Source organism: Roseovarius sp. MMSF_3359 (genome assembly GCF_030733385.1).
GTDB lineage: Bacteria > Pseudomonadota > Alphaproteobacteria > Rhodobacterales > Rhodobacteraceae > Roseovarius.
Genome location: NZ_JASHJC010000008.1, coordinates 1 through 14,611, shown reverse-complemented (window position 1 = coordinate 14,611; position 14,611 = coordinate 1). Strand labels below are relative to the sequence as shown.

Genomic DNA, 14,611 nt, shown 5'->3' with positions numbered 1-14,611 from the left:
CGGGCCACATGGAGGCCTGGATCATCATCTCAATCGCTGCGGCCGCGTTCCAGACGCTGCGCTTCATGCTGCAAAAACACCTCAGCATGGGCACGCTCAGCACCGGCGGGGCCACCTTTGCGCGGTTTGTCTATTCGATGCCATTCGTCGTCACGTTGGCCCTGGCCTACGTGCTCCACGCGGGCGCCGGATGGCCGTCCTATGGCGGGCTTTTTTGGATTTACGCGCTGAGCGGTGGACTGGCGCAGATCCTCGCCACCTGGTGCGTCGTGGCGCTTTTCGCGCAGCGGAACTTCGCCGTGGGCATCACCTTCAAGAAGACCGAGGTGATCCAGACGGCGCTGGTCGGCCTGCTGGTCCTGGGTGACCGGATCAGCCTGCCGGGGTTCATCGCGATCGTCATCGGCCTGCTGGGGGTGCTGATCCTGTCGGACAACCGCATCGCGGGGCAGGGGGCGCGGCTTTTCAACAAGGCGGCGGGTCTGGGCCTTGCGTCCGGGGCGCTCTTCGCCATCTCGGCGGTGGGGTATCGCGGTGCCACGCTGGAGATCGCCAGCGATGATCCGTTCCTGCGCGCCTGCATATCGCTGGCCATCGTGACCACCGCGCAGGCTTTGGGCATGGCGGGTTGGCTGGCCTGGCGGGAAAAGGGCGAGATCACCCGCGTCATCGCGGCCCGGCGCACCGCGGTCTGGATGGGGCTCACCGGCATGGCAGGCTCGCTCTGCTGGTTCACGGCTTTCACCTTGCAGAACGCGGCCTATGTCTTTGCCGTCGGGCAGATCGAGGTGATCTTTTCGCTCATGGCGTCGGTGCTTTTCTTCCGCGAAAAGATCGCGGGCCGCGAGGCACTTGGCATCGCGCTGCTCAGCGCCAGTATTCTGGGCCTCATCCTGCTGAACTGAGCCATGCCCCGAAATGGGCAATTCCGGATGCGGCGCGCAGGCACGGTGGGATTGTTGCCGCTGCAACCCTTTCGGTTGGTGACTGCCGGGATCAGGCCTTCACGCGGGTCATCTCCGGGTCATAGAGCGGCTGCAGATGGACCTGCGCGGGGAAGCGCTCGGTCGCGACTTCGAGCTCGTAATTCCCCGACATCACGAAGTCTGCGTCTACGCCATCGGGGTTCCGCACATACCCCAACCCAATGGATTTGCCGACCGTGTGGCCAAACCCGCCTGAGGTCAGCCAACCGACCCGCTCGCCATCGCGATAGATCGTCTCGCGGCCCAGCAGGACCACATCCGGATCGACCGTGAAGGTCGCCAGCATCTTTTGCACCCCGTCCGCGCGTTGCGCTTCGGTCGCGGCGCGGCCTTTGAAATCCGTGTTGCTGCGTAGTTTCGTGGCCCAGCCAAGACCGGCCTCGAACGGCGTGTGATCCGGCCCGATATCCGAGCCCCAGGCGCGGTATCCCTTCTCGAGCCTAAGCGATTCAATTGTCCGGTAGCCCGCGTTGAGCAACCCGTGATCCGCTCCGGCCCGCATCAGCGCGGCATAGACCGTCTGCGCGTATTCGACGGGCAGGTGCAGCTCCCACCCCAATTCGCCCACATAGGTGATCCTGAGCGCCTGCACCGGGCATCCGGCGATGCCGATGGTCTGCACCGTGCCGAATTTGAACCCCGCGTCCGAGACATCCGCGCGGGTGACCTTTTGCAGGATATTGCGCGCCTCGGGCCCCATCAGGGATAGGACAGCATTAGATGAGGTCACATCGAAAAGCTGGCAATTCATCTCCTCGGGGATATTCCGGCTGATCCAGTTGAAATCATGGGTGGCGAAACCGGTACCGGTGACGATGTAAAACTCCTCCTCCGCCACCCGCGCGATGGTCAGGTCACATTCGATCCCGCCCTTGTCGTTGAGCATCTGGGTATAGGTCAGCGCGCCCACGGGCTTGTTCACATTGCCCGCTGCGATCCAGTTCAGCGCCGCCTGCGCATCGGGGCCTTTGAGTATAAATTTGGCAAAAGACGTCTGGTCGATCACGATCGCGGCCTCACGCGCGGCGCGGTGTTCGCGGGCGTTGGCGGCAAACCAGTTCTGGCGGCCAAAGCTGTAGATATCCTTGGGTGCCTCGCCAGCCGCCACGTCGGCAAACCAGTTGGGCCGCTCCCAGCCCAGCTTTTCGCCAAAGCAAGCGCCTTGTTCGGCCAGCGTGTCATAGAGCGGCGACTTGCGGCAGGGGCGGCCGCTATCATGTTCCTCATGCGGCCAGGCCATCGTGTAGTGCTTGCCATAGGCCTCGACCGTGCGGGTGCGGACCCAGTCGGTATCGAAATGCGGTCGGCCAAAGCGGCGGATATCGGCGGACCAGAGATCAAATGGCGGCTCGCCCTTATGCGCCCACTCGGCAAGCGCCATGCCCGCACCGCCGCCCGAGGCGATACCAAAGGCATTGAACCCGGCGCCGACATAGAAATTCCTGAGTTCCGGCGCCTCGCCGATGATGAAATTACCGTCCGGCGTGAAACTTTCGGGCCCGTTGGTGAGCGTCTTGATCCCGGCGGTTTCAAGCGCGGGGACGCGGCCCAGGGATTTCTCCATGATCTGCTCGAAATGGTCGTAATTGCTGTCGAGCAGGGTGTAGTGGAACCCTTCCGGAATGCCGTCCACGGCCCAGGGGATCGGGTTCGGTTCATACCCGCCCATGACCAGCCCGCCGACCTCTTCCTTGTAGTAACAAAGCCGGTCAGGATCACGCAGCGTCGGCAGGTTCGAGGGCACGCCCATCGGCTCGGTCAGCATATATTGGTGCTCCATCGACACCAGCGGCACGTTGACGCCGAATTTAGCGGCGAAATCGCGGGTCCATTGCCCGGCGCAGACGATCACCTTTTCGCACTCAATCCGCCCCTGATCGGTGATGACCGCGCGGATACGGCCGTTTTCGACCTCCAGATCGGTCACCTTCGTGTCCTCAAGGATCGTGGCGCCGGCCATCCGTGCGCCTTTTGCCAATGCTTGCGTGATATCAGACGGGTTGGCCTGCCCATCGGTGGGCATGAAGGCCGCGCCGACAAGATCAGAGATATCCATGAGCGGCCAAAGCTTCAGCGCCTCCGCGGGCGTCAGCAGCTCCATTTCAAGCCCGAAGGAATGCGCCGTGGTGGCCTGCCGCTTGACCTCGGTCCAGCGTTCCTCGTTACACGCCAGCCGCAGCCCCCCGTTCATCTTCCAGCCGGTGCCAAGGCCGGTTTCCTCCTCGAGCTTGGTGTAGAGATCGACGGAATAGCCCAGAAGCTGCGTGATGTTTGCGTTGGACCGCAATTGCCCCACAAGCCCCGCCGCGTGGAACGTGGTGCCGGAGGTCAGCTTCTTGCGCTCCAGAAGGACGGTGTCGGTCCAGCCCAGTTTGGCCAAGTGATAGGCGGTGGAACATCCGATGATGCCACCCCCGATGATGACGGCCTTGGCGGTGGAGGGGAGATCAGCCATGTCGGTGCCTCAGCTTTGGTTGAATGTTTCAAGGCTTGCACGGAATCGTGCAAGGTTTTCAGCGGTGTAGGCGCCGTAGTCAAAGTCGATTTCCGACGTGATTTCCGACACCATGCTCCACATCGTCTCGCGCAGGAGCGAGGCGCATTTCATCGCCGAATAACGGCGACGCAGATCGTCGGTGACCGGTGCTTCGAAATAGGTCTCAAGCATCCACTCTTCCTGCGCCTCGCTCAGCCCGTTATTCGATGCAAGCCCGCCCAGATCGAAGAGTGGCGAGTTGAACCCGGCATAGTCGAAATCGATCAGCCAGAGCCGGTCACCATCGTCGAGGAAATTGCCGCAGAGCAGGTCGTTGTGGCCGAAGACGATGTCATAGGGGCCTGCCGCCTCTTCGAGCTGACCAGCAATATCGATCAGTTCGGGGATCAGCGCGGTTTGGCTGCTGCCCCGATCCGTCAGCGTTGCGCCATAATCGCGGATCACGTGAAAAACCCAGAAGACGAGGCTTGGCCCGCGCAGGTGTTTGGGCACCTCGCGGTGGCAGCGTTTTACCAGGTCAAGCGCGCGGGGCAGCATCTCGGGCGCGCGCACATCCGCTTCGGTCAACGTTTTGCTGTCGATGTAATCAAGCACCGTGAGGCCCGGTTCGGCATGGACCACGGCGGGCGACAATCCGGCGGCATGGGCCGCGCGGCTGGCGGCCAACTCGTTGAACCGCATCACCTGATGCAGCGGAATGTCGTCGCCCACGCGGACAACGTATTTCTGCGCTCCATCCTCGACGAGGTAGTTCACATTCGTGATCCCGCCGGTCAGTGGCGTCGCGGTGATTTCTCCCTGCCAGAGGGGGAGGGTGCGGAAATCGGGTTGGCTCATGGCTCAGCTCTCCAATCCAAAGCGTTTGCGGGCGCCGCTTGCCCCGGCATTGACCAGCCGGTCGGCGATGATGGCGATGAAGGCGATGGCAAGACCGGCGACGATGCCGCGGCCCGTGTCGGCCTTGGTCAGCGCGATATAGACCTCTTGGCCCAGATCGCGGGTGCCGACGAGCGCGGTGATGACCAGCATCGACAGCGCCAGCATGATCGTCTGGTTGATGCCCAGCAGGATCTCGGGCAGGGCCAGCGGCAGGCGCACCAGGCGCAGGAGTTGCCGCGGTGTGCAGCCCGACACGATCCCCGCTTCGATCAGGTCATGGCTCACGTTGCGCACCCCGTGGGCGGCATAGCGCACGGCGGGGGCGAGGGCATAAAGCACAATGGCGATCATTGCGGTGAAATCCCCCACGCGGAAAAGCATCACCACAGGGATCAGGTAGACGAAACTGGGCAAGGTTTGCAGCGTGTCGATCAGCACATTGATGACCACGCCCGCACGTTTGTTGAGCGCGGCGAGAACGCCCAGGGGAACGCCGATCAGCGTGGCGATGATGACCGACGCGCCGCAGAGATAGACCGTGACCATCGCCTTGGACCAAAGCCCGGTGATGGCGATGAGGCCCGACAGCCCGCCGCAGAGCACCGCCAGTCGCCAGCCGCCCGCGCGCCAGCCCAGAAGCATGAGCATGGCGATGGTCCAGGGCCAGGGAATGCCCAGAAGTGTGCGTTTGATGGGGAGAAGGAAATAGGTGAGGAAGAAGACCTTGATCGCCTCGAACGTGTCGAAAAAGTTCACGTTGAGGTATTTGACCGTATCGTCCCAGAACGCGCCGGTCGTAATCGTCTGCGCCTCTGGGTAGGCCATGATCGCGGGGGCAAACCGGCCAAAGGCCCAAGTGATTGCGAGGAGCGCCAGAACGATGGCGGTGCGTTTGTGGCGGGCGATCCACGACTGGTGTTCGGGTGCATGATGGATCTGCCCCATGCGTTCGGCGAAAGCCTGGCTCAGCCGGTCAACCGCGATGGCCAGCACGACGATGGCGATCCCGGCCTCGAACCCCGCGCCGATATCAAGACGCCTGAGCGCGGCCAGCACGTCGAATCCCAGCCCGCCCGCGCCGATCATCGATGCGATGATGACCATGTTGAGGGTGAGCATGATGACCTGATTAACGCCCACCATCAGGCTGTGGGAGGCCGAAGGGACCAACACGCGCCACATCAGTTGCCGTGGTGTGGTCCCCGCCATGCGGCCGAAATCGACCAGTTCCGGATCGACGGATTTGAGCGCGAGGATCGTGACGCGGACCATTGGCGGGGTGGCATAGATGATCGTCGCCACGAGGGCCGAGACCGGGCCGAAGCCGAACATGAAGAGGATCGGGACGAGATAGGCAAAGATCGGGATCGTCTGCATCAGGTCGAGGACCGGCATCAAGAACCGTTCGCCCCGCGGGTGGCGATAGGCCCAGATGCCCATCAGAAGCCCGCCGCCCGCGCCGATCGGCACGGCGATCAGGACCGAGGCGAGGGTGACCATCGCGCTGTCCCACTGGCCGAAGATCGCGAGGTAGAGGAAGCAGGCGCCAACCAGCGCCGCCAGCATCCAGTCGCGGCAGTAATGCCCGAGCGCCACGACCGCTGCGGTGACCACGACCCAGCTTATCGGCGGCAGGATCACGGTCTCAGCGTTGCCCTGACCGGTGGTAAAGCCATCCCCTAGGAGAGAGAGCACGAAACGGTAAGGTTGTTCGATCAGCCAGGCGATGGAGCGCGTGACATCGGTGAAGGAAAGCGGGCCGATGGCCGCCTCTTCCACGAGCCATTTCATAGCCGCCGAGATGTAGGTTTTGAACGGGATGATCCAGGCGGAAGGGAATTTGACCAGCCAGCGCGCATCAAGCGCCTTCGAAAGATCGCGCCCGTAGGTGCCGAGGATGATCGTGATGACGACCAGGCTCAGCGTGATCACGAGGGCAGGGCTAAGCCGTCGGGTCATGCACCGCCCCCCGCGCCAAAGAGGACATGGGCGATGGCCTTGCGGTCAATTGTGCCGACAATCTCGCCGGACCGGTCGGCCACGGGCACGGGGCCGTCGGCCATGATGATCCGTTCGGCCACGTCCGAAATCCGCGCATTGGTCGGGACCGGCGTGCCTTCGGCAGTTGCGCCGCGCGTCATCAGCCCGCCCGCGGTCAGCACCTTGTCACGCGGGATGTGGCGGGTGAATTCCTCGACATAATCCGAGGCCGGGTTGACCACCAACTCCTCGGGCGTGGCGACCTGGATGATCTTGCCGTCCTTCATGATCGCGATCCGGTCGGCCAGGCGCACCGCCTCGTCGAAATCATGGGTGATGAAAACGATGGTCTTGTGCAGGCGCGCCTGCAGGCTCAGGAATTCATCCTGCATCTCGCGGCGGATCAGCGGATCGAGCGCCGAAAACGGCTCGTCGAGGAACCACAGGTCGGGTTCGGTCACGAGCGACCGGGCGATCCCCACGCGCTGCTGCTGCCCGCCGCTGAGTTCGCGCGGGTAATAATCCTCGCGCCCCTTGAGGCCCACAAGCTCGACCACCTCGCGCGCCTTGGCCTCGGCCTGCGGTTTCGGCACGGCCTGCACGGTCAGGGGGAACATCACGTTCTGCAAAACGCTCAGGTGGGGCAGGAGGGCGAAATGCTGGAACACCATCCCGAGCTTGTGACGGCGAATCTCGATCATTTCGGCGTCGCTGGCGCGCAGAAGATCGGCGCCATCGAACAACACCTCGCCGCCCGTGGGTTCGATCAGGCGCGACAGGCACCGCACGAGCGTTGACTTGCCCGAGCCCGAAAGCCCCATGATGACGAAAATCTCGCCCTCGGCGATGTCGAGGCTCGCGTTGCGCACCGCTCCGATGATCCCGGCATCGCGGATATCGTCATCCGACGGGTCCGGGTTCTGTTGCAGGAAGCTGTCGGTTTCGTTGCCGTAGAGCTTCCAGACGCTGCGGCATGACAGCTTGATATTCGCGTTCATCAAGACACCCCGATTCTGACCGTTGGCACGGCAGAAGGATAGCAAACCTGTTGGAAAAATGACCGGGAAGCGTCGCCCACGCCCCCCGGCCCAGGGAGATTACTGACCGATCCAGCCGGACCAGCGATCCTTGTTCTTGGCCATCCAGTCGGCGACCACAGTGTCAACGTCCACCCCGTCGAGATCGGCCTTGCCGACCATCGCGCTCATCTCTTCATTGGTGAGCTTGTAGGCCTCGATGATGGGATAGGCACCGGGCCAGTTTTCCTGAAGCCCGGACCACGCCGCTTTCCAGATCGGGCCGCGCGGCTTGCCGCAATCATAGGCCATATTCGGGTTGATGCCCCAGGCGGGATCTTCGTAGCATTCGGGTGTGTAGGCTGGGAATTCAACGAATTCGCCTTCGTACTTCGCTGGCGCCCAGTGCGGGACATAGACCCAGAGGATCACCGGATCCTGCCGCTGATAGGCGGATTCGAGTTCGGCAAAAAGCGCCGCATCGGTGCCCGCATGCACCACTTCGAAATCAAGCTCCAACGCCTCGACACGCTCGTCATCGAACCCGCCCCAGGTTACCGGGCCGCCGACATAGCGCCCGTTCGGGTCGGTTTCGGCAGTAGCGAATTCCTCGGCGCAATCCTTGAGGGCTTCCCAGTTGGGCAGGCCGGGGCACCGTTCCTTCATGTAGAGCGGATACCACCACTCCTCGATCGCCATCAGGCCGGTCTCGCCCACATTGACGACATTGCCGGTGGCCACGGCCTCGTCCAGCGCACCGCGGCCCGTGGTTTCCCAGATCTCCATGGCAAGGTGAAGATCACCGGTCTTGAGCCCGGCAAACTGCGCGATGTAGTCGGCCTGAACGTACTCGACGTTATACCCGGCTTCTTCGAGGATCGAGCCCATGATCTTGGTGTTGATAAGCTGCCCGGACCAGTCATGCAGGGTCAGCTTGATCGGATCGGACGAATCTGCGGCCCACCCGGCGGATGCGGTCGCGGCGGCAATCGCCAGGGCGCCCAAGTTCTTGAAATTCAACATGTTAATTCTCCCCGTTTCATTGGTCTTCTGTGCTTTTTTGTCTGGTTGTACGAAAATCCTGCGGCAAAACTTGGTTTTAGTCAATCATTACCACATTTACCCACATTTTTTGCTGATATTGCGCGGAAAATTTCGGCGATCCGGCAAAATTGACTTGGCGAATGTTGCTTTTTGTGGCTTTCTGAACTGCAATTAGCGACAGGACTGCCATGCAGATACAGGGTAAGACGACAAATCAGCGGGAAGAGGAGATCCTCAACGAACTCCGCAAGGCGGGCGGGTCGTGCCGCGTGAGTTTCCTGGCGGAGACGCTGAACGTCACGAACGAGACCATCCGGCGCAACATCCGCACGCTTGAGCAGGCCAGTATTGTCCGCAAAGTGCACGGGGGGGTGCACCTGGTCGAGGATATTTCGGAGCCGACTTTTGAGAGCCGGATTTCCACCCATGCGGATGTCAAGGCGCGGCTGGCGGTGGCGGTGGCCGAGAACATCAGCGATGGCGATTCCGTCTTTCTCGATATCGGGTCGACAACGGCTTATGTGGCGATGGCGCTCAAAGCCCGCAGCGATCTTTTCGTGGTCACCAACTCCGCCTTTGTGGCCAGCACGCTTGCCACGCGCAATGGCAACCGGGTGTTCCTGGCCGGTGGCGAGCTGCGCGCCCATGACGGCGGGGCGTTCGGGGCCGAGGCGCTTGACCTGATCGGGCGGCTGAACGTGCGGTTCGCGATCTTTTCCGTGGGGGCGGTGAATGCCGAGACCGGCTTCATGCTGCACGATCTCGAAGAGGCCAATATCGCCCGGGTCGCCGCCGGCAATGCGCAGGTCAATATCGTCGTGGCCGACAATGACAAGTTCAACAAGCGCGCGCCGGTGGCCTTGGGCCAGTCCCCGGGCTTCGACGTCTTTTACACCGACAAGGAACCGCCCGCGCCGATCCGGGCGATGCTGCAGGAGCAGGATGTCGATCTGGTCGTGGTTGACTGAACCAGCCGCCCGCGGGGCCCAACAAAAAAGGGGCGGCGCCATCGTTTGGCACCGCCCGGTCGCGTTCGCTGCTCTTGATTAGTTCCAGCCGACCTCGTTGAAGACCTTCTGCGCCTTGCCTGCGTTCCGGCTGAACACTGCGGTGGGTGTCGTGTCATCTGCCTTGAACTCACCGAGGCGTTCGGTGGTCTCGGTCCCCTTTGCGCCGGTCACGGCAGGGTATTCGTGGTTCTGCACGGCCAAGTGCTCCTGCGCGAAATCGCTGGTCAGGAATTCAACCAGTTTTGTCGCGTTCTCGGCATTGGGTGCATTGGCCAAAATGGCGGCGGTTGAGAGGTTCACGTGGGTGCCGCGGTCGTCCTGGTTGGGCCAGACCCAGCCGATATTGTCGATGCCCGAGGTCAGGCCATCCACATCCTTGGAGAAGCCCCGCAGGAAGTAGTAGTGATTGCCAACGGCCACGTCACATTCGCCCGACACCACGCCGCGCAGCTGGTCCGTGTCGCCGCCTTGCGGGTCACGCGCCATGTTGGCCAGCACTCCGGCCGCCCATTCACGCGCCGCATCCTCGCCATGCACTTCGATGATCGAGGCCATCAGCGACTGGTTGTAGATGTTTGACGAAGAGCGGATGCAGATCATGTCGTTCCATTTCTCATCCGCCAGTTCCTCGTAGCTTTGGGGCGGGGTTTCGACGCGGTCCTTGGCATAATAGATGATCCGCGCGCGTTGCGAGATGCCGATCCACAGGTTGTCGGGGTGCTGGAAATGCGCAGGGATGCGCTCTTCGACCACGTCCGACGAAATCGGCTGTAGCAATCCGGCTTGTTCCGCGCGGTCCATCCGGCCCACATCGACGGTGATAAGAACGTCCGCCGGGCTGTTGTCACCTTCGGCTTCAAGACGCGCGATCAGCTCATCGGCCTTTGCTTCAACGCGGTTGACCTTGATGCCGGTCTCTTCGGTGAACTTGGCATAAAGCGCATCATCGGTGTCGTAGTGGCGGGAGGAATAGACATTGACCTCCTGACTCAGGGCAGGCGTGGCAAGCGCAAAAGCGGCGGCAGCGAATGTAAGGGTCCTCATCGGGCTTCCTTTTCTGACTAAATTACTCGGTGATAAATCTTATTTCTTACAAAAATAGTCAAGTGAAAAAGATTAATGCCCGACATCTGCGCGAAAAAAGGGGACGGTCTGAATGAGGATCCTGCATCGGTCGGGCCCTTTTGTGAGCGGGCAAGCGACCGTGATCTTCCTTCGGTGCAATGCTTGGAAACGCGCGCCTCATGCGCATCAACCGCTGATTTCCGGCGCGGGGCGGTGATTTCGCCGGAGATGTGCCGCGAATTCGCCGGTTCCGTGGCGAAATACGCTGCGTAAAACTTGCGCGCCCGGCGTTTCCCTCCCATGCTGGCGCGCAAGGGAAAAGTCATGCCCGCATAGATCGGGCGATTTGGGAGGATCATGAATGAGTTTTGCCACCAAGGCAGATGTGCGCGCCATCGAAGACGAAATGCCGTGGGAAGCACGGGAGCGGCCCGAGACGGTCTACCAGATGCTGCGACAGACGGCCAAGGCCTTCCCGGACCGTCCGGCAATTTCCTATCAGCTCTTTTCCGGCCCCGATGACAAGGCGCAGACGCTGAGCTGGCAGCAATTCCACGATCAGGTTTGTCAGGCGGCGAACCTCTATCGGAGCCTGCGTGTCAATGAGGCCGACGTTGTGGCGCTGGTGCTGCCCAACTGCCTGGAAACGGCGGTGGCAACGATTGGCGGAATGGTCGCGGGGATCGTCAACCCAATCAACCCGCTGCTGGAGCCCGAACAGATCGGCGCGATCCTGCGGGAGACGAACGCCAAGGTCGTCGTCACGCTCAAGTCCTTCCCAAAGACCGACATCGCCCAGAAGACCGCCGAAGCCGTGCGCCACGCGCCGGGCGTCCACACGGTGCTGGAGATCGACCTCAACACCTATCTCAGCCCGCCGAAAAGCTGGATCGTGCCGCTGGTGCGGCCGAAAAACCCCAGCAACCACCACGCCGACGTGCTGAGCTTCAACAAGGAAGTGGCCAAGCAAAACACTTCGCTCGATTTTGCCGATGCGGAGAAGGATCGCGTGGGGGCCTATTTCCATACCGGCGGGACGACGGGCATGCCCAAGGTGGCGCAGCACCGCTATTCCGGCATGGTTTATAACGGCTGGCTGGGCCACAAGCTCTTGTTTGACGAACATGATGTCATCATGTGTCCGCTGCCGCTTTTCCACGTTTTCGCCTGCCACGTGATCCTGATGGCGATGATCAAATCCGGCGCGCACGTGGTTTTCCCAACACCTGCCGGGTTCCGGGGCGACGGGGTTTTCGACAATTTCTGGAAACTCTGCGAGCGGTGGAAAATCAGCTTCGTCATCACCGTGCCGACGGCCACGGCGGCGCTGATGCAGCGCAAGGTCGATGCCGATATCTCTTCGGTCAAGAACGCCTTTTCCGGCTCGGCCCCGATGCCGCTTGAGCTTTTCAAGCGGTTCGAAAGCGCGACCGGCATGACCGTGATCGAAGGCTATGGGTTGACCGAGGCGACCTGCCTTGTGTCCTGCAACCCGCCCACGGGCGAGAAAAAGGTGGGATCGGTCGGCGTGCCGCTGCCCTATACCAACGTGAAGATCTTCAACAACACGCCGGATGGTCCGGCGGAGTGTGGCACCGATGAGGTGGGCGAGATCTGCATCGACAATCCAGGCGTCTTCGCGGGCAACACCTACACCGAGGCCGCCAAGAACCGCGATCTTTACCACAAGGAGAAGTTCCTGCGCACCGGCGATCTGGGACGGATCGACGAGGATGGATACCTCTGGATCACGGGCCGGGCCAAGGACCTCATCATTCGGGGCGGGCATAACATCGACCCTGCCGATATCGAAGAGGCGCTGATGGCGCATAAATCCGTCGCGATGGCCGGTGCGATCGGGCAGCCGGATTCCCATGCGGGCGAAATCCCCTGCGCCTATGTCGAACTGGTTGAAGGGGCGAGCGTGACCGGCGAAGAGTTGCGTGAGCATTGCAAGATCCATGTGCATGAACGCGCGGCCATCCCGAAGTATATCGAGGTGCTGGACGAGTTGCCCAAGACCGCCGTGGGCAAGGTGTTCAAGCCCGACCTGCGCAAGAGCGCAATCACCCGGATCTACAATGCCGACCTGGAAAAAGCGGGCCTTTCGGCGCGGGTCACCCATGTGGTCGATGACAAGAAACGCGGCCTGGTGGCGCAACTGGAAAAGACCAGTGATGTGGATGAGGCCAAGCTGAACGAGGTCCTGGGCAATTACACAAGGCCCTGGGAATGGGCGGAGTAGGGCGCGCGCATGTCACAGCATGGTTTCCGACTTGTCCCGAACCCCGAGGGGATGGAGCCGTCCACCATGACCCCGGCGGAGGCTTTCACAACGGCGGATCACTCGGAGATCAACCTGACCTCATACGCCACCGAAGACGAGTCGATCCTGGCCGGTGTGTGGGAATGCGCGCCCTGCCGGGAAGAGATCGACGCCTATCCGGTGCATGAGATGATGACCGTCATTTCCGGCTCGGTGACCCTCACGCATCCCGATGGCCGGTCGGAAACCTTCCGCGCGGGCGATACCTTCTTCATCGCCAAGGGATCACCCTGCGTTTGGGAAATCACAGAAACCTTGCGCAAGTTCTACATGATCGCGGAATAGGCCAGGGTACTGCGGTCTGCTCTGACGCGAAAGGTGGCGGCGCGGTCTACTGGCCCCGCTGCATCCGCGCGGCACGGCCGCCCCGGCGTTTGCGCAGAAGCGGTGCGCGATTGGGCAGGTCCGCCATGATCTCGCGGCGCTCATCGGCACTCATCTTGGACCAGCGGCTGATCTCATCGACAGAGCGATAGCAACCGGTGCAGATCCGGGCCTCCGGATGCACCACGCAGATCCGCACGCAGGGGCTTTCGATCTCCTTGCGGGTCCAGACGGGGATGTCGTCGCTCATGATGAGGCCCTCAGATGGCTCAAACGGTCCAATACTCCCTGCAGAATATAGGACGCCGCGATGTTATCTATGACCTCCGCGCGACGTTTTCGTGTCGCATCCGCCTCTAACAGGGCTTTTTCCGCGGCCACGGTGGACAGTCGTTCATCCCAGAAGCCGATCGGCAGGTCGGTCAGGCGTTCGAGATTGCGCGCAAAAGCGCGGGTCGATTGGCAGCGCGGCCCCTCGGAGCCGTCCATGTTGCGCGGCAGGCCAAGGATGATCCCGCCCACATTCCGCTCCGCCACGATGTCCAGAAGCCGCGCGGCATCCAGCCCGAATTTTCGCCGCCGGATGGTCTCGAACGGGCTGGCCACGGACAGCAATCCGTCGGAGATGGCGACGCCAATGGTCTTTTCACCCAGGTCGAGGCCAATCAGCGCCCGATGCGCCGGCAGGGCGGCGGCAAACGCCTCAATCTCGTCGAAAATCATTCGGTCAGGCCCGCGTCGATGGCCGCCTGCCGGATCAGCGCGAGCGCGTTCGGCGCGTCCCAGAATGTCTTTTGCGCATCGCTCCACACGTTTTGCGCCAGTTCCCTTTCGCCCAGCACCGCATAGGCCGAGATCAGGCGCGCCCAATCCGCGGGCGGCACCGCCTCGTTTTCGACCCGCACCGCGAGATTCCTGACCATGCCGCGGATCATCTCCATCCGCTCGTCGGCGCTCATGTCGGCGGCGGCTTCCATGTCCTCGGCCGATGGCCCGCGCGGGGCCTCACGCGGTGCCTCGGGCAGTTGATACTGCACACCGGCACGCCAGGCGACATCTTCGATCTGGGCGCGGATGGGCGTCACCCAGGGCGCATCGGGCGGGCTTTCGCGCAGGAGCCTTTCCCAGATCCGGAAAGCGGCATCGGGCCTGTCCACCTGCATCAGATAGGCACCGAGGTAATAGCGCGAGGTTGGGTTGTCCGGATCGGCCTGGAGCGCCGTGCGCAGGGCAGCCTCGGCCTCGGTCGAGACATAACCGCCGGCGGCCGCAATCATCAGGTCGGCCAGCAGGGCATGGTCGTCGGCGGTGGCCTCGGGGCCTTTCACGCGGATGGTCTGCTGCTGCGCCGCATAGGCGGCAGCGACATTGCCAAGGGCCGCCTCGTTGCGCACAAGCAAGCGCAACCCACGCAGGTCATCGGGCCGCTCGGCCACGGTTTGCCGCAGCTTTTCCATCAGTTCCAGGTAATCGGGCGCGGCATC

The 14,611-nt window shown here is 62.3% G+C and carries 13 protein-coding genes; 4 read left to right on the top strand and 9 right to left on the bottom strand.

The window, feature by feature from the left end:
• Window positions 1-8 precede the first annotated feature (8 nt).
• Window positions 9-905, top strand: coding sequence for a DMT family transporter (locus RBB29_RS12630; RefSeq protein WP_306117062.1), 897 nt, complete (start codon window positions 9-11; stop codon window positions 903-905).
• 91 nt (window positions 906-996) lie between these two features.
• On the opposite strand, the gene RBB29_RS12625 is transcribed toward RBB29_RS12630, so the two are convergent.
• The 5 genes from RBB29_RS12625 to RBB29_RS12605 form a co-directional block, all read right to left on the bottom strand.
• Window positions 997-3,441: an FAD-dependent oxidoreductase gene (locus RBB29_RS12625; protein ID WP_306117050.1), complete on the bottom strand. Its 2,445-nt coding sequence runs from the start codon at window positions 3,439-3,441 to the stop codon at window positions 997-999.
• Window positions 3,442-3,450: 9 nt separating this feature from the next.
• Entirely contained in the window at window positions 3,451-4,320 is an 870-nt protein-coding gene (locus RBB29_RS12620; RefSeq protein WP_306117051.1) for a phosphotransferase, read from the bottom strand.
• A 3-nt stretch (window positions 4,321-4,323) separates the two neighbouring features.
• Complete coding sequence (locus RBB29_RS12615) at window positions 4,324-6,321, bottom strand: proline/glycine betaine ABC transporter permease (protein ID WP_306117052.1); 1,998 nt, start codon at window positions 6,319-6,321, stop codon at window positions 4,324-4,326.
• On the bottom strand, window positions 6,318-7,340 hold the full coding sequence (locus tag RBB29_RS12610; protein ID WP_306117053.1) for a glycine betaine/L-proline ABC transporter ATP-binding protein: 1,023 nt from the start codon (window positions 7,338-7,340) through the stop codon (window positions 6,318-6,320). Before RBB29_RS12610 ends, RBB29_RS12615 begins: the two co-directional genes overlap by 4 nt.
• A 99-nt stretch (window positions 7,341-7,439) precedes the next feature.
• Complete coding sequence (locus RBB29_RS12605; protein WP_306117054.1) at window positions 7,440-8,381, bottom strand: ABC transporter substrate-binding protein; 942 nt, start codon at window positions 8,379-8,381, stop codon at window positions 7,440-7,442.
• Window positions 8,382-8,590: 209 nt separating this feature from the next.
• Here RBB29_RS12605 and RBB29_RS12600 point away from each other — a divergent pair, with 209 nt between their 5' ends.
• Complete coding sequence (locus RBB29_RS12600) at window positions 8,591-9,370, top strand: DeoR/GlpR family DNA-binding transcription regulator (protein ID WP_306117055.1); 780 nt, start codon at window positions 8,591-8,593, stop codon at window positions 9,368-9,370.
• 78 nt (window positions 9,371-9,448) lie between these two features.
• On the opposite strand, the gene RBB29_RS12595 is transcribed toward RBB29_RS12600, so the two are convergent.
• Window positions 9,449-10,456: an extracellular solute-binding protein gene (locus RBB29_RS12595; RefSeq protein ID WP_306117056.1), complete on the bottom strand. Its 1,008-nt coding sequence runs from the start codon at window positions 10,454-10,456 to the stop codon at window positions 9,449-9,451.
• A 382-nt stretch (window positions 10,457-10,838) separates the two neighbouring features.
• Here RBB29_RS12595 and RBB29_RS12590 point away from each other — a divergent pair, with 382 nt between their 5' ends.
• Both RBB29_RS12590 and RBB29_RS12585 read left to right on the top strand, forming a co-directional pair.
• A complete protein-coding gene (locus RBB29_RS12590) occupies window positions 10,839-12,722 on the top strand; it encodes an acyl-CoA synthetase (RefSeq protein ID WP_306117058.1) in 1,884 nt (627 codons plus the stop codon).
• Window positions 12,723-12,731: 9 nt separating this feature from the next.
• Window positions 12,732-13,088 (top strand): cupin domain-containing protein, encoded by a 357-nt coding sequence (locus tag RBB29_RS12585; protein WP_306117059.1) that lies wholly within the window; start codon window positions 12,732-12,734, stop codon window positions 13,086-13,088.
• 46 nt (window positions 13,089-13,134) lie between these two features.
• Here the strand turns inward: RBB29_RS12585 and RBB29_RS12580 are convergent, their stop codons facing one another.
• The 3 genes from RBB29_RS12580 to RBB29_RS12570 all read right to left on the bottom strand — a co-directional run.
• Window positions 13,135-13,377, bottom strand: a complete 243-nt coding sequence (locus RBB29_RS12580) for a DUF1289 domain-containing protein (RefSeq protein WP_306117060.1) — start codon at window positions 13,375-13,377, stop codon at window positions 13,135-13,137.
• Entirely contained in the window at window positions 13,374-13,850 is a 477-nt protein-coding gene (gene ruvX / locus RBB29_RS12575; protein ID WP_306117061.1) for a Holliday junction resolvase RuvX, read from the bottom strand. Before ruvX ends, RBB29_RS12580 begins: the two co-directional genes overlap by 4 nt.
• On the bottom strand, window positions 13,847-14,611 hold a 765-nt coding region (locus RBB29_RS12570), incomplete at its 5' end, for a tetratricopeptide repeat protein (RefSeq protein WP_371931497.1). The genes ruvX and RBB29_RS12570, both read right to left, overlap by 4 nt.